We start from the raw sequence: 19,915 nt of genomic DNA, 5'->3' as shown, positions 1-19,915 counted from the left end.
GGGGATTTTTTTTGCCTGTGTCAGAGCGCCAGGTGTCGTGAGCGCAGGACAAAAAAAAGCCCATCGTGGGAGATGGGCAAAGACTACACACAGCAATTCGTTGTTTCACTCAGGGGATTTCCATGCTTATAAATCAAGGTGTTGATTTATAACCGTGAGCTAATAGTAGGCAGCGGGGCCTTTGCCGTCGATCAGATTCCTCTCAATAGTTAAATTGTTGTGAAGGTCCGGGAGGTGAAACGCGGGTGAGGGGCCTACAAGTCTGGCGTTGAGCCGGCGATCAATAAATTTTGCTTAACAATTGTGCTGGCGGGGAAACAGGCGGGTCTCCCCGCCTGACAATGCATTACTTGCGCCCGGCCTCCAGCTCGCTGAGCTCTTCGAGCACGACGTCGGGGTCTTTCGGCGGCGGCGGCACTTCGTGCACCCAGGCGTCATACAGGCGCCAGGAGACGGCCAGCAGCACCGGACCGATAAACAGACCGATCATGCCGAAGGCGATCAGGCCGCCAATGACGCCGGTAAGAATGAGGATCATCGGCAGGTCGGCGCCCATGCGGATAAGCACCGGGCGGATAACGTTGTCCATGGTGCCGACCACGCAGCTCCACACCAGCAGCACGGTGCCCCAGGTGGTGTCCCCGCTCCAGTAAAGCCAGATAATCGACGGCACCAGAACCAGCAAAGGCCCGAGCTGGACCAGACAGGTAAAGATCATCACCACGGTCAGCAGAGCGGCGTAGGGCACGCCGGAGATGGCAAGGCCGATACCGCCCAGCACCGCCTGGGTGAGGGCTGTCACCACCACGCCCAGCGCCACGGCGCGCACGGCCTGGCCGGCCAGCAGCACGGCGGCGTCACCGCGTTTAGCCGCCAGGCGCGTGGCGAAATAGCGGAAACCGTAGGCCACCTGCTCACCGCGCCAGTAGAGCAACGCGCTGAACAGCAGCATCAAACCGCAGTAGACCAGAAGCTTGCCGATGTGCGCCGCCTGACCGACAAACCAGCTGGTAGTGGTGCCAATATAGGGGCGAACCTTGGCCATAATCGCCGAGCCGCCCATATCCAGCAGGCCATGCCAGGCGGAGTAGAGCTTATCGCCCACCAGCGGCACGCTGTTGAGCCAGGCGAAATCCGGCAGCGTCACATTTCCGCTGCTGATGAGTTTGATCAGCGGAACGCTGTTATCCACCAGGCTGTTGACCAGCAGAGCGATAGGAATAACGAATAGCAAAAACAGCAGCAGGGTCATCGCCAGCACCGCCAGCATCCGTTTGCCGAACAGCACACGCTGCAGACGCAGCAGCACCGGCCAGGTGGCGATCACCACGGTGCCGGCCCAGGCGAAGGACAGAATAAACGGCTGCACAACCCACAGGCAGGATATGATAATCAGGGCCAGGAACAGCACCGACAGCAGTATTTGCGGTATGTCCCGAGGCTGATGGGGGTTAATCATAGATAAATTTTACCTTTCCAGTCGCGCCAAAAAGCTGGCGCCGCGTAAATCCATGTACTGATAATAATATCAATAATTTTGCCGGGCTGATTTTGCACAGAAAACACGTGGGCGCATATGAAAAAAATGTGATAAAAAGTTGAATGCGCTACGCAAACGTTTAGTTAGCACCAACACAATATTTTCAAACACAACATAGTCAGGCAGGGTCAAGTGTGATGATCCCACAAATTTCTCAGGCGCCAGGGGTAGTTCAGCTGGTGCTGAATTTTTTGCAGGTACTGGAGCAACAGGGTTTTACCGGCGATACCGCCACCAGCTATGCCGACAGGCTGACGATGGCCACCGACAACAGCGTCTATCAGCTGCTGCCGGATGCGGTCCTTTTTCCACGTTCCACGGCAGACGTCGCGCTACTGGCGCGCGTCGCCGCCGAACCACGCTTTAAATCGCTGATCTTCACCCCGCGCGGCGGCGGCACCGGCACTAACGGCCAGGCGCTGAACGGCGGAATTATCGTCGATATGTCCCGCTATATGAACCGCATTATCGAAATCAACCCCGAAGAGGGTTGGGTGCGCGTTGAAGCCGGAGTCATCAAAGATCAGCTGAATCAGTTTCTCAAGCCCTATGGCTATTTCTTTTCCCCGGAGCTCTCCACCAGCAACCGCGCTACCCTGGGCGGGATGATTAACACCGACGCGTCCGGACAGGGATCGCTGGTGTACGGTAAGACGTCGGATCACGTGCTTGGCCTGCGGGCGGTGCTGATGGGCGGTGATATCCTCGATACCCAGGCGGTGCCGGTGGCGCTGGCGGAGACGCTGGGCAATACGCCCTCGACGATCGGCCGGATCTACAACACGGTCTACCAGCGCTGCAAGGCGCAGCGCGAGCTGATCATGGATAAGTTTCCCAAACTCAACCGCTTCCTCACCGGATACGATCTGCGCCACGTCTTTAACGATGAGATGAGCGAGTTCGACCTGACCCGGATTTTAACCGGTTCGGAAGGGACGCTTGCGTTTATCACCGAAGCGCGGCTGGATATTACCCGCCTGCCGAAGGTGCGCCGGCTGGTCAACGTCAAATATGACTCCTTTGACTCTGCGCTGCGTAATGCACCCTTTATGGTGGAAGCCAAGGCCCTGTCGGTGGAGACCGTCGACTCTAAAGTCCTCAATCTGGCGCGCGAGGATATCGTCTGGCACTCGGTGAACGAACTGATCACCGACGTACCTGATAAAGAGATGCTCGGGCTGAATATCGTCGAATTCGCCGGGGATGACGCGGCGCTGATTGACCAGCAGGTCACCACCCTGTGCCAGCGGCTGGACGAGCTGATGGCCCGCAGCGAGGCGGGAGTCATCGGCTGGCAGGTTTGTCACGATCTTGATGGCGTGGAGCGCATCTATGCCATGCGCAAGAAGGCGGTAGGCCTGTTGGGTAATGCCAAAGGTGCCGCCAAGCCGATCCCCTTTGCCGAGGATACCTGCGTCCCGCCCGAACACCTGGCGGATTATATCGTCGAGTTCCGCGCGCTGCTCGACAGCCACGGCCTGAGCTACGGCATGTTTGGCCACGTCGACGCCGGGGTGCTGCATGTGCGCCCGGCGCTGGACATGTGCGATCCGCAGCAGGAGGTGCTGATGAAGCAGATCTCCGACGATGTGGTGGCGCTGACGGCGAAGTATGGCGGCCTGCTGTGGGGGGAACATGGCAAAGGCTTTCGCGCGGAGTACAGCCCGGCCTTCTTTGGCGAGGCGCTGTACGGCGAACTTAGGAAGATCAAAGCGGTCTTCGATCCCGATAACCGCCTGAACCCAGGGAAAATCTGCCCTCCGGAAGGGGTCGACGCGCCGATGATGAAAGTCGACGCGGTGAAGCGTGGCACCTGGGATCGGCAGATCCCCATCGCGGTGCGCAGCAGCTGGCGCGGGGCGATGGAGTGTAATGGCAACGGGTTGTGCTTCAACTTTGACGTAAAAAGTCCGATGTGTCCGTCGATGAAAGTCAGCAACCAGCGCATCCACTCGCCGAAAGGGCGGGCGACGCTGGTCCGCGAATGGCTGCGTCTGCTGGCGGATCGCGGCGTCGATCCCAATCAGCTGGAGAAGGCGCTGCCGGAGCAGGGCGTTAGCCTGCGCTCGCTGGTGGCGCGCACCCGTAACAGCTGGCATGCGCGCAAAGGGGAATATGACTTCTCGCACGAGGTCAAAGAGGCGATGTCCGGCTGTCTGGCCTGCAAAGCCTGTTCGACCCAGTGCCCGATCAAAATCGATGTCCCGGAGTTCCGCTCGCGCTTCCTGCAGCTGTATCACAGCCGCTATCTGCGTCCGGTGCGGGATCATCTGGTGGCGTCGGTGGAGTCCTATGCGCCGCTGATGGCCCAGGCGCCGAAGACCTTTAACTTCTTCATTAACCAGCCGTGGCTGAAAAAGCTGTCGGAGAAGCATATCGGGATGGTCGATCTGCCGCTGCTCTCGGCGCCGTCGCTGAAGCAGCAGATGGCCGGCCACCGCTCCGCCAATATGACCCTTGAGCAGCTCGAAGCGCTGAGCGACGAGCAGAAGGCGAAGATGGTGCTGGTGGTGCAGGATCCCTTCACCAGCTATTACGACGCTCAGGTGGTGGCTGACTTTATCCGTCTGGTCGAGGCCTTAGGCTATCAGCCGGTGCTCCTGCCGTTCTCGCCGAACGGCAAGGCGCAGCATATTAAAGGATTCCTGACCCGCTTCGCGCGCACCGCGCAGAAAACGGCAGACTTCCTTAACCGCGTGGCGCAGCTGGGTATGCCGCTGGTCGGCGTCGATCCGGCGCTGGTGCTTTGCTACCGCGATGAATATAAGCAAACGCTCGGCGACAAGCGCGGCGATTTCCAGGTCATGCTGGTGCATGAGTGGTTGCCGAAGGCCCTGCCGACCGACGCCCGTCCCGATCTCGGCGGCGAGCCCTGGTACCTGTTCGGTCATTGTACGGAAGTGACCGCGCTGCCGGCGGCGACAAAGCAGTGGGCAGAGATTTTTGCCCACTTCGGCGCGAAGCTGGAAAACGTCAGCGTTGGGTGCTGCGGGATGGCAGGCACCTATGGTCATGAAGTGAAAAACCATGCCAACTCGCTGGCCATTTACGCGCTCTCCTGGCAGCAGGCGATGCAGCGGCTGCCGCGTAACCGCTGTCTGGTGACGGGCTACTCCTGCCGCAGCCAGGTGAAGCGCATTGAAGGCAGCGGCGTTCGCCATCCGCTGCAGGCGTTACTGGAGATAATCGGATGATTTGGAAACGTCAGACCACGCTGGAGCAGCTCAACCGGCTCGGTGAGGGAAACATGGTAGGGCTGTTGGATATTCGCTTTGAGACGTTTACCGACGATACGCTGGAGGCCACCATGCCGGTGGATGGCCGCACCCAGCAGCCGTTTGGTCTGCTGCACGGCGGGGCGTCGGTGGTGCTGGCGGAGACGCTGGGGTCGGTGGCGGGTTATCTGTGCAGCGAAGGCGAACAGAAGGTGGTGGGGCTGGAGGTTAACGCCAACCACATCCGTTCAGCGCGTGGGGGCCGGGTGCGGGGCGTGTGCAAAGCGCTGCACGTCGGGACTCGCCATCAGGTCTGGCAAATTGAAATCTTCGACGAACAGTCGCGATTGTGCTGTTCATCGCGGCTAACCACCGCGGTAATATAAACCGTAAGGGGGAGGCGAATAGCCTCCCTTTTTTCAAGGTAATAAGCGGCAAAGGGCCTGGCAGCGCGAGAGATGGGGTGAGAACACTACCGCGCAGCGGCAAGAAATTATCTAATAAATAGATTATTACCGATCCAATCTCGTTATATATGCTACTCTTTTCAATACGAAATGCATAAAGGTAACAAGAGGACGGTTAACCATGGGTATTCTTTCCTGGATCATTTTTGGACTTATTGCCGGTATTTTAGCCAAGTGGATTATGCCGGGGAAAGACGGCGGCGGGTTTATTGTAACCATTATTCTGGGGATCATCGGCGCCGTGGTCGGCGGCTGGATCAGTACCTTCTTTGGTTTTGGCAAAGTCGACGGGTTTAATTTCGGCAGCTTCGTGGTGGCGGTAATCGGTGCGCTGGTTGTGCTGTTTATCTACCGTAAAGTGCGCAGCTAATTCTCTGCATTCTGTTTTATTCAAGTTAACAAAAGCTGCCGCTTATCGCGGCAGCTTTTTTATTATCGCAGGACTCAGGCAGCGTACCCACGCCAGGGCTACTGCCCGTCGGCATCCTCCGCAACCGGCACCACCTCCACGTGAACTTCGTAGTGCTTCGCCTGACCGGTCGGGATCAGGGCGGTTAGTTTGTTAATGGTTTCCGCCGGCGTATCGGTCGCGACCGTTGCTGAAAACAGCACCGGCTTGCGCGGCGGAAACGGTGGCGGGAACGGCGGCAGGGGACCATGACCCATCTCCAGCGGAGGACGGCCGCCGTTGTCGACAGCGGGCGTCGGAGCGTCGGTTTTATCAGCCGCAAAAGCGCTGGCGGCGGCCACGGCAGCAATAGAGAACAGCGCAAAGAGAGCTTTTTTCATCTGGTTTTCCTCGATAAGCAAGTGCATAAAGAGTAGAGGGCGGCGGCAGGCGGGACAATGCCGTGCGGCGCGAATCCTCTGAATCTCCTTTATTCCTCGCGAATGTGAAGGTCAGATGAGAGCGGGTGTCATTGTGTTCGGGAGCCTCTTAATTCAGCAGCACGCTCATAATCAGCAGCACGGCCATGCACATCGACATAATACTGATATCAACAATCATTCTTTACGACAAAAGCTCCAGCAAACGGGTACGGCGGCCAGGTCACAGCACGTATTATAGTGGTTAAAGATTGTACCCTGCATGCATTCCCTGGACAAACGATTATTAGCCTGGCGTTGCCTGAACTGCCGCGCCTGACCATGGCGTGATGATGATACCCCGAACCGCACCTTGCGCTTAGCGGAGCAACATGAGGATAGCTCATGTTGCAATGAATTTAAGTCGCTTTCCCTCCATCACCGACTCTGGCAAAAATAGACCCATTAACGAATCAACAACATTTACCGGTTGAAGCGCGCCAGGTCTGACTCTGCGTCGCCAGTGGAGAGTACTCCGCTTATTCCGCTTTATGCCCGACACCAGGATGGACAATCGCCATGAATAACGAATTTACCTATACGATTAAGCGCAGCCGGTTTGATGAAAATTATAACCCTGCGGAAAATACGCGTATTACCACCAATTTTGCCAATTTGGCGAGAGGGGAGAGCCGTCAGGACAATCTGCGCAATACGTTAATCATGATGAATAACCGGTTTAATACCCTGGCGCACTGGGATAATCCCTACAACGATCGCTATGCGGTGGAACTGGATATTATTTCTGTCGAGATGAATATTGCTGATGCCGCCAGTTTTCCGGTGATAGAGATCCTGCAAACGCATATTGTCGATAAAAAAACCGGTGAGCGCCATGCCGGTATCGTCGGCAATAACTTCTCTTCCTGGGTACGGGATTATGATTTTAGCGTGCTGCTGCTGGAGCATAATAAAGACCAGAGCCGCTTCAGCGTGCCCGAAAACTTTGGCGAGCTGCACGGCAATATCTTTAAGGATTTCGTGCAATCCAGCGCCTATAAGACCAGTTTCAGCAAGGCGCCGGTGATTTGTCTGAGCGTATCCAGCAAAGATGTTTATCGTCGCACCGGTAACGAACATCCGGTTCTCGGCATTGAATATGCCCAGGAAGGCGTCTCGCTGACCGAGCGCTATTTCAGCAAAATGGGGCTGCAGGTGCGCTATTTTATGCCGAAACACAGCGTCGCGCCGTTGGCCTTCTATTTTTCCGGCGATCTGCTCAGCGATTACACCAGCCTGGAGCTGATCGCGACCATCAGCACGATGGAGACGTTTCAAAAAATATATCGTCCGGAGATTTACAACGCGAATTCCGCGGCGGGGCAATACTATCAGCCCAATCTCAATCACCAGGATCATTCCGTCACCAAAATTGTGTATGACCGGGAAGAGCGCAGCCTGTTGGCGATAGAGCAGGGTAAATTTACACAACAACATTTTATCGACCCGCACAAGACGTTGCTTGAGCAATGGTCTGCTAACTTCGCGCGTTGCTAAACCAATATAAAAGGTTCCTTATTATGAAAACATGGCTTCCGACCTCCACCGCTGGCAGTTTACCGAAACCTTCCTGGCTGGCGCAGCCAGAGACCCTGTGGTCGCCCTGGAAACTGTCCAGCGAAGAATTACTGGCCGGCAAGCGCGACGCCCTGCGTTTGTCCCTCGACGACCAGCTGCGGGCCGGGATCGATATTGTCAGCGACGGCGAGCAAACGCGGCAGCACTTTGTCACCACCTTTATTGAACACCTCAGCGGCGTTGATTTTGCCAAACGCGAGATCGTGAAAATTCGTAACCGCTATGAGGCCAGTGTTCCAACCGTGGTGGGCGCCGTAGAGCGCCAGAAACCGGTCTTCGTTGAGGACGCGCGCTATCTGCGTCAGCTCACCAGTCAGCCGATAAAATGGGCGCTGCCGGGCCCCATGACCATGATCGATACGCTGTATGACAATCACTATAAAAGTCGGGAAAAGCTGGCCTGGGAGTTCGCCAAAATCCTCAATCAGGAAGCGAAAGAGTTAGAGGCCGCCGGGGTCGATATTATTCAGTTCGATGAGCCGGCCTTCAACGTCTTCTTCGATGAGGTGAACGACTGGGGGATCGCCGCGCTGGAACGAGCCACTGAAGGGCTGAAGTGCGAGACGGCAGTGCATATCTGCTACGGCTACGGCATCAAGGCCAATACCGACTGGAAAAAAACGCTGGGCTCAGAGTGGCGTCAGTATGAGGAGGCCTTCCCGCAGCTGCAGAAATCGTCCCTCGATATTATCTCTCTCGAGTGCCACAACTCGCGGGTGCCGATGGATCTGCTGGAGTTGATCCGCGGTAAAAAGGTGATGGTCGGGGCGATCGATGTCGCCAGCCATGCGATTGAAACTCCGGAAGAGGTGGCTGCTACCCTGCGCAAGGCGCTGGCGTTCGTCGATGCCGACAAGCTCTACCCCTCCACCAACTGCGGTATGGCGCCGCTGCCGCGCCAGGTCGCGACCGGCAAACTGCATGCCTTAAGCGCCGGTGCCGAGATCGTTCGCCGCGAGCTGGCGGTAAAATAAGGCGGACTGGCTTTCGTGCGCTTCTCCCGGTTAACCTCCTGAGCGGGCCGTTACCCGCTCAGCGTCAGGTTGCCGCCAGCGGGCGGCAGATCGCCCGCAGGGCGACGGCACTGCACAACGGAAACAGCGCCAGCAGAAGCCAGGGATAGACCGCCTGCGGCGAGGGGGTGAGCGCCTGGTCAAGCAAATGGCCGAGCAGCAAATTCCCGGCTAACACCGCGCACCCACCCGCAGTGGCGAGCGCCCCGTAGTGGGCGCCCAGCGTCGACTCCTCGGCAAACAGCGGGATCAGATCCTTGGCTGAGGGCACCAGCAGCATCTGGCCGAGGGTGAGCAGTGTGACAAAGCAGGCCGACGGCAATAATCGCAGCCAGCCGGCGGCGGGCGGCGAGGCGGCGAATAACGCCACGCTGACGAAGGAAGCCGACAGCAGCAGAAAGCCCACCGGCAGAATGCGCACGGCGCCAATACGACGGGCGAAGCGGGCGAGAGGAAGCTGCAGGGTGATAATCAACAGCGAGGCCAGCATAAAAAGCGGCGCCAGATCCTGCTCACGGCCGCCTGCGCGTTGGATCTCCACCGGCAGGGCGAGATACAGCTGGTTGTAGCTCAACAGCCATGAACTGTAAGCAATAATAAACGCGACAAAGCGCGGCTGGCGCAAAGGGGTCCACCACGGAACCCGGCTGCGCGTTTGGGGCCTCTGCCCGTCGGCGGGCAGACAGAAAAAGAGCACCAGCAGCGCCAGAAGAAATAGCCCCGCACCGGCGAGGGCGATATGCCGAAAGCCGATCCCGCTCAGCAGCCCCCCGGCCACCGGGCCGATAACCGCTCCCAGCTCACCGCACACCGCAAACAGCGCAAACCACTCGGCGCGGCTGCGTTTTCCGTTGGCCTGGCTGTGGGTACCGGTCCGCGCCAGCAGGGCCTCGATCGACGGGGAGAACAGCGCCCCGCCGACGCCCGTCAGGCAGGCGCCGAGGATAATCGGCTCCAGCGTTGTGCCGCACGCCAGCAGCAGATAGCCGGCGACGCGAACCACGCAGCCGGCGAGGATGATCGCCTTAGCACCATATCGGTCGGCCAGCGTCCCGCCGATGATAAACATGCCCTGCTGAGAGAAGGTGCGCAGCCCGAGGATCAGGCCGATAAGCCCGCCGGAAAGCAGCATCTCGTCGCGCAGGAAGAGGGCAAGGAAAGGGACGACCGCATAAAAGCCAATATTAAAAACGAACTGGCTTCCCAGTAAAACGGGAGGCCAGAGGGTCGCGGCAGGGCGCAGGGGGAAGAGAGGCATACTCGCCCAACCTAAACGATGAAATGAATGTGCTTTTTACCGTGGTACGGGGAGATCTCGATTTTGGTTTTCACCCGGAAAACGTCCCACAGCAGCGCTTCGGACAAAATCTCCTCCGGCGTCCCGTTGGCGAGGATCTGCCCCTGCTGCATCACGATCAGCGAATCGCAGAACATCGCGGCATGGTTAAGATCGTGAATGGCCACAATGCTGGTCACCGGCAGCTCGCTGATCAACTGCATCAGCTGCATCTGATGGTGAATATCCAGATGGTTGGTAGGTTCATCCAGCAGGATCTCACTCGGGTTCTGCGCCAGCGCGCGGGCGATATGCACCCGCTGCCGCTCGCCGCCGGAGAGGCTCAGCCACCCCTGGTCGCTTTTCTCCAGCATCGCCACCCGCTGCAGCGCGGCGGTGACCGCCTCGTCATCCTGAACGCTCCAGTTGGAGAACGGCGAGTGGTGCGGAATACGTCCCAGCCGCACGACGTCGCGCACCCGCATATTGGCCTCGGTCATGCCGTGTTGCTCGACGAACGCCACCCGGCGGGCGAGCTGCTTTTTCGCCATCCGGGCGATGTCGTGGCCGTCGAGGGTGACGCGACCCGCATCCGGGCGGCGCAGGCCCGCCAGAACCCGCAGCAGCGAGGATTTGCCGCAGCCGTTGGGGCCCAGCAGACCCACCGTTTCGCCGCGCGAGACCCGCAGCGAGACATTATTGACGATGACCTTTTTGCCTGCCTTCCAGGTGATATTTTCAGCGCAAATACTCATCACTTATTCCTTGAGCGGTAGATAATCACGGCAAAGAAAGGCACCCCAACCAGGGCGGTCACCACTCCGACCGGCAGACTCTGCGGGGCAATCAGCAGGCGCGAGGCAATCTCCGCCAGCACCATCAGAATCGCCCCCGCCAGCGCACTGGCGATCAGCAACGTCCGGTGCAGCGGGCCAAAGAAGAAGCGCATCACGTGCGGCACCACCAGGCCGACAAAGCCGATCGAGCCGGCCATGCTGACGATGGTGGCAGTAATCACCGCCGCGGTGGTGAAGAGGATCAGGCGCACGCGCGGCACGGCAATGCCCAGCGAAGCGGCGGCATCGTCGCCGAAGGTGAACGCGTCCAGCGCCCGGGCATACCACAGGCAGACCGCCAGGCCCGCGAGGACCACCACCAGAACCAGCTGGAATTCGGGCCAGCGGACGCCGCTGAAGCTGCCCAGCAGCCAGAACATCACATCGCGCGCCTGCTGCGCGCTGGCGGAGGTGCTGATGGTGTAGGCCGTGAGGGCGTTAAATAACTGCGAGGCGGCGACGCCCGCCAGAATGGTGCGCTCATTGCCGCCGCGCGCGCCGTTGGTCAGAAAGGCAACAAAGGCGAAGGCGGCGAAGGCTCCGGCAAACGCCCCGACGGAGAGGGAGATCGCCCCGGCGCCAAGGCCCAGCACCACAATCGATACCGCGCCGGTGGAGGCCCCGGCGGAGACGCCGAGGACGTAAGGTTCCGCGAGGGCGTTCTTGAGCAGGCTTTGCAGCACGGCGCCGCAGATAGCGAGGCCGGCGCCGCAGCAGGCGGCGACCAGCGCGCGGCTGAGGCGGAAATCCCAGATAACGCTCTCGGAGATACGATTGAGAGGCACCGCGGTTAAGCCGGTTTTATTGCTGATAGCGTAAAAGACGTTCTGCAGCGGGATGGGCAGTTCGCCGACGCTGACGCCCACCGCAATCACCAGCGCCAGCACGCACACGGCGACGACACACCAGCCGGTGAGCAGCATGCTGCGGCGCGTCTGCAGTACGGCGGCGCTCATCAGTTAAGCCCCATTTTTCTCAGCTGTTCGCCCACCTGCTCCGCGCCGTAAAGGGTGCGGATGGTCGGATTCATCGCCTGGCCGTCCATCACCACGATATGGCCTTTTTTCACCGCCTCCAGTTGGCTGACGGCGGGATCGCTTTTGAGGAATTTAATCTTCTCCTCGGCCTTATCCAGCGCCCAGCGGTTACGATCCAGGCTCGAGACCACGATCACATCCGGGTTGGCGGCAATGATGCTCTCCCAGCTCACCGTGGGCCACTCGGTCTCGGAGGTTATCGCATTATGACCGCCCAGCACGTTGGCGATAAAGCCGGAGGCGCTGTTTTTACCGCCGACATAGGCATCGGCCGATGGCGAGGCGCTGGAGAACCAGAAGACGAAGGAGAGATCTTTTTTGCTTTTACCGAACTCCTGACGCAGGTCGGCTTCACGTTTTTTGAAATCGGCGATCAGCGCCTGGCCACGATCTTCGACGTTGAAAATGCGGGCGAAATCGCTAATTTCCTGATACAGCCAGGTCATGTCCCACAGCTTCTGCCGGCTGCCGTACATATCGCCGGTAGCCTTTTTGGTGGCGCACATCCCCGGCGACACGTAGCTGTTCACGCCAACGGTGGCAAGATCTTCACGCCTGGCGACTTTGCTTTCCGGCCCCAGCAGCAGCGGCAACTGGGCGGGAACGAAATCGGGATTTTGCGCCAGCACGGATTCCAGACTCGGGATTTCCACCGTCAGGGTTTTAATCTTCGCGTTTTGCTCAGCCAGCTGCGGTAATACCGTAGTCGGCCAGAAGGCGCTGGCCACCACCTGCTTTTGCAGCCCAAGCAGCAGCAGGATTTCGACCGTATTTTGCCCCAGCGCGACCACGCGCTCCGGCGGCCGGGTAAAGGTCTCCTGATAGCCACAGTTTTCAATCGTCAGGGGGTAGGTTGTTGCCAGCCCGGAACTGACGGCGGTGAACATCAAGCCTAACGCGCAGAGGACCTTCTTCATTAAACGCTATCCTTGTAAACAGGCGAGTAAATGACCAGTAAATGGGAGTAATGCAAATGAAACTCATTATTGGGGCGGGGTTTTATACAATGCCGTATTTACAGTGTCAATGAGTGACTATTTCAGCAGGGAAGGGATTACCCGCGAGGCGGGTGGGTCAGCGCGCCAGAGGGCCGCGAATATACGTCTGCAACCCCTCGGCGAGGAAATTAAATACCCGCTTACAGGCGGGGCTATGGCGCAGGTCCTCATGCATCACCAGCCAGGTATCGAGATACAGAGAAAAGTCGGCCGCCAGCACTCGCTGCAGGGGAATAATGCCGTCGGCGAGGGGCACCTGGCAGATGCCGATCCCTGCCCCGGCGCGGATCAGGTTCAGCTGGGCGAGGTCGCTATCGGTGCGCATCGCGAAGGCCTCGCGCTGAAAACGGGGATAGCGCTCAAGAGCCCGGCGAACGAGGGGCGTGGCGCTGTCGAAACCAATCAGCGCGTGGCCGTCAAGCTCCTCAGGCGTAGCGGGCCGACCCTGGCGGGTCAGATAGGCATCGGTAGCATGCAGCCCAAGCTCGATCCTGCCGAGACGCCGCGCGATAAGCTGCTCCTGCTGCGGAGCGACCATCCGCACTGCGATGTCCGCCTCCCGGTGAAGCAGATCCTGAAACCGATTGGAGAGCATTAATTCGATGACGATACTCGGGCACGCTTGCCTGAGCCGGGCAATCAGCGGCGGCAGCACCTCAGCGCCGACCACCTCGCTGGCGGCCACCCGCACCACGCCACGCAGATCGGTGCTGTCGCGACTAAAGTTAGCCGCCGTGCGTTCCAGCGCCCGGGCGGTGTTGGCCATTGTCTCAGCGTGCGCCTGCAGCGCCAGCGCCGCGTCGGTCGCCAGCAGGCCGGTTTGCGAGCGGGTAAATAAGGCCTGGCCGAGGGCGGCCTCCAGGCCGGCGATATGGCGACCCGCCGTCGGCTGAGTGATGTTCAGGGGGCGCGATGCGCCCGATAAAGAGCCTTCCTGCAGGACGGCGAGAAAGGTTCGGTACCACTCCCAGGGAATAGAGGTATTCATACAAAAATGTATAGCCGCTCGATGATGGTATGCAATTTCATTTGATATGAGCCGCAGGTAGGCTGTCAAGCATCCATTAGCGAACGGGGAAAGACGATGAACAGCAGCGGCAAAGTCCTGATTTTGGGAGCAAGCGGGGGCATAGGCGGGGAAGTGGCGCGTCGGCTGGCGGCGGACAACTGGCAGGTTCGGGCGCTGAAGCGCGGCGCCCAGCTTCATGGGCCCGAAGAGGGCATGCAGTGGATTGCCGGCGACGCGCTGGATGCCGGGCAGGTGGCGGCGGCGGCTGCCGGTTGCGACGTGATCGTCCATGCGGTCAATCCGCCGGGCTACCGGCACTGGCGGCAGCAGGTACTGCCTATGCTGCGCAACACCCTGCAGGCCGCCGAACAGCAGCGGGCGTTAGTTGTCCTGCCCGGCACGGTCTATAACTATGGACCGGATGCCTTTCCGCTGATTGCTGAAGCGGCCGCGCAACGGCCGGTGACCCGCAAAGGCGCCATCCGGGTGGAGATGGAGCAGGCGCTGGAGGATTATGTGCAGCGCGGCGGCCGGGCGTTGATTGTCCGGGGGGGGGATTTTTTTGGTCCGCGCGCCGGGAATAGCTGGTTTTCCCAGGGGCTGATCAGGCCCGGTCAGCTTCCCGGCGTCATTCGCCGCCCGGGGGCGATCGGCGTGGGGCATCAGTGGGCCTGGCTGCCCGACGTCGCCGCCACCATCGCCGCGCTGCTGGCCCGCAGGCATGAGCTTGAGCCGTTTGCCCGCTTTCATATGCAGGGCCACTGGGACCCGGACGGCAGCGAAATGAGCCAGGCGATCCAGCGGGTGGTCGCCCGCTATGGCGGCAGGGCGGTAGTGAAGTCCTTTCCCTGGTGGCTGGTGAAGCTGGCGGCACCCTTCAACGCCACCCTGCGCGAAATGGTCGAGATGCACTATCTCTGGCGTCTACCGGTACGCCTGCGCAACGATAAGCTGGTGGCTTTTTTAGGCGCGGAGCCGCATACCCCGCTCGATCGTGCCGTATTTTTGACGCTGCAAGGCCTGGGCTGTCTGCCCGCCGGCGCGATTAACCATGAGGCGCGTGAGGCATAACGCGGCGAGAGAGGTGAGCAGGGCGGAGTGTTAATGTGACCAAATCATGATAACGTCACTCGTTGTCAAACGATAGCGATCGCATTAAGCTAAACGGATGACGAAAATTACCCCCACCCCAGCAAGCCGTGGCCCCGTTGACCACAGCGTTCGGGACCAGATTCTTGACGCGGCCATGGCGCACTTCAGTCGCTATGGCTATGAAAAGACTACGGTCACCGATCTCGCCAAAGCAATAGGCTTTTCCAAAGCCTATATCTACAAGTTTTTTGACTCCAAGCAGGCGATTGGCGAGGCAATCTGCGCCAGCCGGCTGGAGAAGATCATGGTGGCCGTCAGCGAGGCCATCGCCGATGCACCCTCCGCCAGCGAGAAGCTGCGCCGCCTGTTCCGGGCGCTGACCGAGGCCGGCAGTGAACTGTTTTTCGAGGATCGCAAACTGTACGATATCGCCGCCGTCGCGGCGCGCGATAAATGGCCCTCAACGGAGCAGTATGCCGGTCATCTGCAGCAGCTGATTGGTCAAATCCTGGTCGAAGGCCGCCAGGCGGGTGAGTTCGAGCGCAAAACCCCGCTGGATGAGGCGACCCTGGCGGTCTATATGGTGATGTGTCCTTTCATCAACCCGGTGCAGCTGCAATACAATCTCGACACCGCGCCCACCGCGGCGGTGCTGCTTGCCTCCCTGATCCTGAGAAGTCTCTCCCCCTGATTTGTGACCATTGACTTTATTGGTCACTCGTCTGAGAATGCAGTCACCAACCGGTCTTTTCATTAAGGTGACCCATGCTCAGGCCCAACGCCGTCCATCTTGCCGTCTGCCTCCTGCCGCTGGCCCTCGCGGGCTGCGGCGAACCTGCCGATCATGACGATCCCCGCACCCGACCGCCGCTGGTGCGGGTGGCGACCGTCGAGCGCGCGGAGGCCAGCTCGCGGGCCTTTACCGGCGTGGTGGTCGCTCGTACCCAAAGCGATCTCGGCTTCCGGGTATCGGGAAAAATCCTTGCCCGGCTGGTGGAGACCGGGCAGAGCGTCCGGCGCGGTCAACTGCTGCTGCGCCTGGATCCGGCTGATCTAACCTTGCAGGCGCAGTCCCAACAGCGGGCGGTCGACGCCGCGCGGGCGCGAGCCAAAAAGGCGGCCAACGATCTGGCCCGCTATCGCGGCCTGGTGGCCAGCGGCGCCGTCTCGGCGGCGGAGTTCGACCAGATCAACGCGACGGCAGAGGCGGCGAGAGCCGACCTCAGCGCGGCCCAGGCGCAGGCAAACGTGGCGCAAAACGCCACCGACTATGCCGGACTGCTGGCGGATGCCGACGGCGTGGTGGTGGAAACGCTCGCCGAGCCGGGACAGGTGGTCAGCGCCGGGCAGGTGGTGATCCGCCTGGCGCGGGCAGGGCAGCGCGAAGCGCGGGTGCAGCTTCCGGAGACGCTGCGCCCAGCGGTCGGCAGCGAGGCGCTGGCGACACGCTATGGCAGCGAATCTCAGCCGGTCACCGCGACCCTGCGGCTGCTTTCGGACGCGGCTGACGCCGCCACCCGCACCTTTGAAGCGCGCTATGTGCTGAACGGCGCGCTGGCGAATGCGCCGCTGGGGTCAACCGTGACCCTGCGTATCAGCAGCGACCAGGGGCCAGGCGAGGTGCTGGAGGTGCCCCTGGCGTCGGTCTACGATCCGGGCAACGGCCCTGGCGTCTGGCGCATTGCATCGCGCCCGGCCACCGTCTCCTGGCAACCGGTGACGGTGATCGGCCTGAATGATGAAACGGCGCGGGTGACCGGCCCGCTGAAGCCCGGGGAGCCCATCGTCGCCCTGGGCGCCCATCTTCTGCACCAGGGCGAGACGGTGCGGCTGGCGGAACGACGCGAGCATGATGCCGACGGGAGTCAGCCATGAGCGGCGGGCGTTTTAATCTCTCCGCGCTGGCCGTCCGCGAGAGGTCGGTAACCCTGTTTTTAATTATCCTTATCTCGGTCGCCGGTCTGGTGGCCTTCTTCGGGCTCGGGCGGGCGGAAGATCCGCCCTTCACGGTCAAGCAAATGACGGTCATCACCGTCTGGCCGGGTGCCACCGCGCAGGAGATGCAGGATCAGGTCGCCGAGCCGCTGGAAAAACGGCTCCAGGAGCTGAAGTGGTACGATCGCACCGAGACCTATACCCGTCCCGGGATGGCGTTAATCACCTTATCGCTGCAGGATCAGACGCCGCCTTCCGAGGTGCCGGAGCAGTTTTATCAGGCGCGCAAAAAGCTCGGGGATGAGGCGAATAACCTGCCTGCCGGCGTCTCCGGCCCGATGATGAATGACGAATTCGCCGATGTCACCTTTGCCCTCTTTGCCCTGAAAGCGCGGGGAGAGCCGCCGCGGCAGCTGGTGCGTGACGCTGAAGCCCTGCGCCAGCAGCTGCTGCATGTACCTGGGGTGAAAAAAGTGAATATTCTCGGCGAACAGGCGGAGCGCATTTATCTCTCCTTTTCTCATGACCGTCTCGCTACCCTGGGGCTCTCGCCGGAGGCGATTTTTGCCGCGCTGAACAATCAGAATGTGCTGACCGCCGCCGGGGCCATTGAGACCCGTGGCGGGCAGATCTTTATCCGCCTCGACGGGGCGTTCGACCGCCTGCAGCAGATCCGCGACACGCCGATTATTGCCGGGGGCAGAACGCTGAAACTCGCCGATGTCGCCACGGTTGAGCGGGGGTATGAAGATCCTGCTACCTTCCTGATCCGCAATCAGGGCGAACCGGCGCTGCTGCTGGGGGTGGTGATGCGCGAGGGCTGGAATGGTCTGGCGCTGGGGAAAGCGCTGGACGCCGAAACGGACAGCATCAATCAGAGCCTGCCGCTCGGCATGTCGTTGGCCAAAGTGACCGATCAGTCGGTGAATATCAGCGCGGCGGTCGATGAGTTCATGATCAAATTTTTTGTCGCTCTGTTGGTGGTGATGGCGGTGTGCTTTGTCAGCATGGGCTGGCGCGTGGGGGTGGTGGTCGCGGCGGCGGTGCCGCTCACCCTGGCCGTGGTGTTTGTGGTGATGGCCGCCACCGGCAAAAACTTCGACCGCATCACCCTCGGCTCGCTGATCCTCGCCCTGGGGCTGCTGGTGGATGATGCCATTATCGCCATCGAAATGATGGTGGTCAAAATGGAGGAGGGGTATGACCGCCTCAAAGCCTCCGCCTATGCCTGGAGCCACACCGCGGCGCCCATGCTGGCCGGTACCCTGGTGACGGCCGTGGGCTTTATGCCTAACGGGTTTGCGCAATCCACCGCCGGGGAGTATGCCAGCAACGTGTTCTGGATCGTCGGTATCGCGCTGACTGCCTCCTGGATCGTGGCGGTGATTTTTACCCCCTGGCTGGGCGTACACCTGTTACCGGAGAGGAAGTCCGCGGCGGCAGGCCACGCCGCGCTGTATGACACCCCGCGCTATCAGCGCTTCCGCCGGCTGCTGACCCGGGTTATCGCCGGCAAATGGCGCGTGACCGCCGGGGTGGTGGTGCTGTTTATGGTGGCGTTACTGGGAATGAGCGTGGTGAAAAAGCAGTTTTTCCCCACCTCCGATCGCCCGGAAGTGCTGGTTGAGGTGCAGATGCCTTACGGGTCGTCGATTATTCAGACCAGCGCCGCGACGGCGAATATTGAGCGCTGGCTGCAGCAGCAGCCGGAGGCGAAGATTGTCACCAGCTATATCGGCCAGGGCGCGCCGCGCTTTTACCTGGCGATGGCTCCGGAATTGCCCGATCCCTCATTTGCCAAGCTGGTGGTATTGACCGACGGTCCGGCCTCGCGCGAGGCGCTTAAGCTGCGGCTGCGGGAGGCGGTGGCCAATGGCCTTGCGCCGCAGGCGCGGGTGCGCGTCACGCAGTTGGTCTTTGGCCCTTATTCGCCTTATCCAGTCGCCTGGCGGGTGATGGGGCCCGATCCGCACACCCTGCGCGACATCGCCGATCGGGTGAAAGCGGTGCTGCAGGCCAGTCCGCTGATGCGCACCGTCAATAGCGACTGGGGGTCGCGGGTACCGGTGATGCATTTCAGCCTCAATCAGGACCGGCTGCAGGCGAGTGGGCTCAGCTCCCAGGCCGTCGCCCAGCAGCTGCAGTTCCTGCTGTCAGGGATCCCCATCACCACCGTCCGGGAGGATATTCGCGCGGTGCAGGTCATCGGCCGCGCGGCGGGCGATATCCGTCTGGACCCGGCGAAAATCGCCGACTTCACTCTCGTAGGCAGCGGCGGGCAGCGGGTTCCTTTGTCGCAGATCGGTGAAGTCGACGTCAGGATGGAAGAACCCCTGCTCCGTCGTCGCGACCGCACGCCGACCATTACCGTCCGGGGAGATGTCGCAGATAACCTGCAGCCGCCGGATGTCTCCAGCGCGCTGATGAAGCCGCTGCAGCCCATTATCGACTCCCTGCCGCCTGGGTATCGCATCGAGACGGCGGGGTCGATCGAGGAGTCAGGCAAAGCCACCCGGGCAATGGTGCCGTTATTTCCGATCATGATCGCCCTCACGCTGCTGATCATTATCCTGCAGGTACGTTCCCTGTCGGCGATGGTCATGGTTTTCCTGACCGCGCCGCTGGGGCTGATTGGCGTGGTGCCGACGCTGCTGCTGTTCAATCAGCCGTTTGGCATCAATGCCCTTGTGGGCCTGATCGCCCTGTCAGGGATCCTGATGCGAAATACGCTGATCCTGATTGGTCAAATCCACCATAACCAGCAGGCGGGGCTCGATCCGTTCCACGCGGTGGTGGAGGCGACGGTGCAGCGAGCCCGTCCGGTTCTGCTGACCACGCTGGCGGCGATCCTGGCGTTCATTCCGCTGACGCATTCGGTTTTCTGGGGGACGCTCGCCTATACGCTGATTGGCGGGACGCTGGGGGGAACCATCATGACCCTTATCTTCCTGCCGGCCATGTATGCGATCTGGTTCCGCATCCGCTCCGAGCGACCGGCTGACGCAGCGCAACGTCCGGCGCTGGACCCTCAGGGGTAATTCCCCCTTGCCGG

Annotated in this window: 16 protein-coding genes and 1 other RNA gene; 9 read left to right on the top strand and 8 right to left on the bottom strand. The window is 60.6% G+C overall.

Annotated features, from left to right (window positions below; genetic code table 11):
• Window positions 1-48: 48 nt before the first annotated feature.
• Window positions 49-156: antisense sRNA RprA (rprA, locus tag MKS11_RS11920), an RNA gene on the bottom strand.
• Between the two features lie 190 nt (window positions 157-346).
• On the bottom strand, window positions 347-1,459 hold the full coding sequence (gene ydiK / locus MKS11_RS11915) for an AI-2E family transporter YdiK (protein ID WP_004203114.1): 1,113 nt from the start codon (window positions 1,457-1,459) through the stop codon (window positions 347-349).
• Window positions 1,460-1,677: 218 nt separating this feature from the next.
• Between ydiK and MKS11_RS11910 the strand changes: the two genes are divergently transcribed.
• The 3 genes from MKS11_RS11910 to MKS11_RS11900 all read left to right on the top strand — a co-directional run bounded on the left by MKS11_RS11910 (window position 1,678) and on the right by MKS11_RS11900 (window position 5,592).
• Complete coding sequence (locus MKS11_RS11910) at window positions 1,678-4,734, top strand: FAD-binding and (Fe-S)-binding domain-containing protein (protein WP_032456259.1); 3,057 nt, start codon at window positions 1,678-1,680, stop codon at window positions 4,732-4,734.
• Complete coding sequence (menI, locus tag MKS11_RS11905) at window positions 4,731-5,141, top strand: 1,4-dihydroxy-2-naphthoyl-CoA hydrolase (RefSeq protein WP_004203111.1); 411 nt, start codon at window positions 4,731-4,733, stop codon at window positions 5,139-5,141. Before MKS11_RS11910 ends, menI begins: the two co-directional genes overlap by 4 nt.
• Before the next feature lie 202 nt (window positions 5,142-5,343).
• Window positions 5,344-5,592, top strand: coding sequence for a GlsB/YeaQ/YmgE family stress response membrane protein (locus MKS11_RS11900; RefSeq protein WP_004203110.1), 249 nt, complete (start codon window positions 5,344-5,346; stop codon window positions 5,590-5,592).
• Window positions 5,593-5,690: 98 nt separating this feature from the next.
• On the opposite strand, the gene MKS11_RS11895 is transcribed toward MKS11_RS11900, so the two are convergent.
• Window positions 5,691-6,011 (bottom strand): hypothetical protein, encoded by a 321-nt coding sequence (locus MKS11_RS11895; protein ID WP_049092302.1) that lies wholly within the window; start codon window positions 6,009-6,011, stop codon window positions 5,691-5,693.
• Between the two features lie 597 nt (window positions 6,012-6,608).
• On the opposite strand from MKS11_RS11895, the gene MKS11_RS11890 reads away from it, so the two are divergent.
• Both MKS11_RS11890 and MKS11_RS11885 read left to right on the top strand, forming a co-directional pair.
• Window positions 6,609-7,586, top strand: a complete 978-nt coding sequence (locus MKS11_RS11890) for a DUF1852 domain-containing protein (protein ID WP_048295045.1) — start codon at window positions 6,609-6,611, stop codon at window positions 7,584-7,586.
• 23 nt (window positions 7,587-7,609) lie between these two features.
• Window positions 7,610-8,641 (top strand): methionine synthase, encoded by a 1,032-nt coding sequence (locus MKS11_RS11885; RefSeq protein ID WP_004203106.1) that lies wholly within the window; start codon window positions 7,610-7,612, stop codon window positions 8,639-8,641.
• Window positions 8,642-8,705: 64 nt separating this feature from the next.
• On the opposite strand, the gene MKS11_RS11880 is transcribed toward MKS11_RS11885, so the two are convergent.
• The 5 genes from MKS11_RS11880 to MKS11_RS11860 all read right to left on the bottom strand — a co-directional run bounded on the left by MKS11_RS11880 (window position 8,706) and on the right by MKS11_RS11860 (window position 13,815).
• Window positions 8,706-9,938: an MFS transporter gene (locus tag MKS11_RS11880; protein WP_087771280.1), complete on the bottom strand. Its 1,233-nt coding sequence runs from the start codon at window positions 9,936-9,938 to the stop codon at window positions 8,706-8,708.
• An 11-nt stretch (window positions 9,939-9,949) separates the two neighbouring features.
• The gene (locus MKS11_RS11875) at window positions 9,950-10,711 is read right to left on the bottom strand and encodes an ABC transporter ATP-binding protein (RefSeq protein ID WP_062914328.1); all 762 of its coding nucleotides are present in this window, start codon (window positions 10,709-10,711) and stop codon (window positions 9,950-9,952) included.
• Window positions 10,711-11,748 (bottom strand): iron ABC transporter permease, encoded by a 1,038-nt coding sequence (locus MKS11_RS11870; RefSeq protein ID WP_284109542.1) that lies wholly within the window; start codon window positions 11,746-11,748, stop codon window positions 10,711-10,713. The genes MKS11_RS11875 and MKS11_RS11870 overlap by 1 nt, the downstream gene beginning before the upstream one ends.
• Entirely contained in the window at window positions 11,748-12,746 is a 999-nt protein-coding gene (locus MKS11_RS11865) for an ABC transporter substrate-binding protein (RefSeq protein ID WP_004203100.1), read from the bottom strand. The genes MKS11_RS11870 and MKS11_RS11865 overlap by 1 nt, the downstream gene beginning before the upstream one ends.
• A 157-nt stretch (window positions 12,747-12,903) precedes the next feature.
• On the bottom strand, window positions 12,904-13,815 hold the full coding sequence (locus tag MKS11_RS11860; protein ID WP_087771281.1) for a LysR family transcriptional regulator: 912 nt from the start codon (window positions 13,813-13,815) through the stop codon (window positions 12,904-12,906).
• Between the two features lie 96 nt (window positions 13,816-13,911).
• On the opposite strand from MKS11_RS11860, the gene MKS11_RS11855 reads away from it, so the two are divergent.
• The 4 genes from MKS11_RS11855 to MKS11_RS11840 all read left to right on the top strand — a co-directional run bounded on the left by MKS11_RS11855 (window position 13,912) and on the right by MKS11_RS11840 (window position 19,901).
• Entirely contained in the window at window positions 13,912-14,907 is a 996-nt protein-coding gene (locus MKS11_RS11855; protein ID WP_087771282.1) for an NAD-dependent epimerase/dehydratase family protein, read from the top strand.
• Between the two features lie 97 nt (window positions 14,908-15,004).
• Window positions 15,005-15,619: a TetR/AcrR family transcriptional regulator gene (locus tag MKS11_RS11850; protein ID WP_017900853.1), complete on the top strand. Its 615-nt coding sequence runs from the start codon at window positions 15,005-15,007 to the stop codon at window positions 15,617-15,619.
• Window positions 15,620-15,693: 74 nt separating this feature from the next.
• Window positions 15,694-16,803: an efflux RND transporter periplasmic adaptor subunit gene (locus MKS11_RS11845; RefSeq protein ID WP_004203094.1), complete on the top strand. Its 1,110-nt coding sequence runs from the start codon at window positions 15,694-15,696 to the stop codon at window positions 16,801-16,803.
• Window positions 16,800-19,901 carry an efflux RND transporter permease subunit gene (locus MKS11_RS11840; protein ID WP_284109541.1) on the top strand — a complete coding sequence of 1,034 codons (3,102 nt, stop codon included), beginning with the start codon at window positions 16,800-16,802 and terminating at the stop codon, window positions 19,899-19,901. Before MKS11_RS11845 ends, MKS11_RS11840 begins: the two co-directional genes overlap by 4 nt.
• Window positions 19,902-19,915 lie beyond the last annotated feature (14 nt).

This window comes from Klebsiella sp. K5-45, from assembly GCF_030128605.1.
GTDB classification, from domain to species: domain Bacteria; phylum Pseudomonadota; class Gammaproteobacteria; order Enterobacterales; family Enterobacteriaceae; genus Klebsiella; species Klebsiella quasipneumoniae.
The sequence above is the reverse complement of the archived record's forward strand: the minus strand, read 5'-3'. Positions and strand labels throughout refer to the sequence as shown.

Coding starts and splice junctions, on each gene's coding strand:
- ydiK (WP_004203114.1), bottom strand. CDS start 1,459: ATGATTAACCCCCATCAGCCTCGGGACATACCGCAAATACTGCTGTCG.
- MKS11_RS11910 (WP_032456259.1), top strand. CDS start 1,678: ATGATCCCACAAATTTCTCAGGCGCCAGGGGTAGTTCAGCTGGTGCTG.
- menI (WP_004203111.1), top strand. CDS start 4,731: ATGATTTGGAAACGTCAGACCACGCTGGAGCAGCTCAACCGGCTCGGT.
- MKS11_RS11900 (WP_004203110.1), top strand. CDS start 5,344: ATGGGTATTCTTTCCTGGATCATTTTTGGACTTATTGCCGGTATTTTA.
- MKS11_RS11895 (WP_049092302.1), bottom strand. CDS start 6,011: ATGAAAAAAGCTCTCTTTGCGCTGTTCTCTATTGCTGCCGTGGCCGCC.
- MKS11_RS11890 (WP_048295045.1), top strand. CDS start 6,609: ATGAATAACGAATTTACCTATACGATTAAGCGCAGCCGGTTTGATGAA.
- MKS11_RS11885 (WP_004203106.1), top strand. CDS start 7,610: ATGAAAACATGGCTTCCGACCTCCACCGCTGGCAGTTTACCGAAACCT.
- MKS11_RS11880 (WP_087771280.1), bottom strand. CDS start 9,938: ATGCCTCTCTTCCCCCTGCGCCCTGCCGCGACCCTCTGGCCTCCCGTT.
- MKS11_RS11875 (WP_062914328.1), bottom strand. CDS start 10,711: ATGAGTATTTGCGCTGAAAATATCACCTGGAAGGCAGGCAAAAAGGTC.
- MKS11_RS11870 (WP_284109542.1), bottom strand. CDS start 11,748: ATGAGCGCCGCCGTACTGCAGACGCGCCGCAGCATGCTGCTCACCGGC.
- MKS11_RS11865 (WP_004203100.1), bottom strand. CDS start 12,746: ATGAAGAAGGTCCTCTGCGCGTTAGGCTTGATGTTCACCGCCGTCAGT.
- MKS11_RS11860 (WP_087771281.1), bottom strand. CDS start 13,815: ATGAATACCTCTATTCCCTGGGAGTGGTACCGAACCTTTCTCGCCGTC.
- MKS11_RS11855 (WP_087771282.1), top strand. CDS start 13,912: ATGAACAGCAGCGGCAAAGTCCTGATTTTGGGAGCAAGCGGGGGCATA.
- MKS11_RS11850 (WP_017900853.1), top strand. CDS start 15,005: ATGACGAAAATTACCCCCACCCCAGCAAGCCGTGGCCCCGTTGACCAC.
- MKS11_RS11845 (WP_004203094.1), top strand. CDS start 15,694: ATGCTCAGGCCCAACGCCGTCCATCTTGCCGTCTGCCTCCTGCCGCTG.
- MKS11_RS11840 (WP_284109541.1), top strand. CDS start 16,800: ATGAGCGGCGGGCGTTTTAATCTCTCCGCGCTGGCCGTCCGCGAGAGG.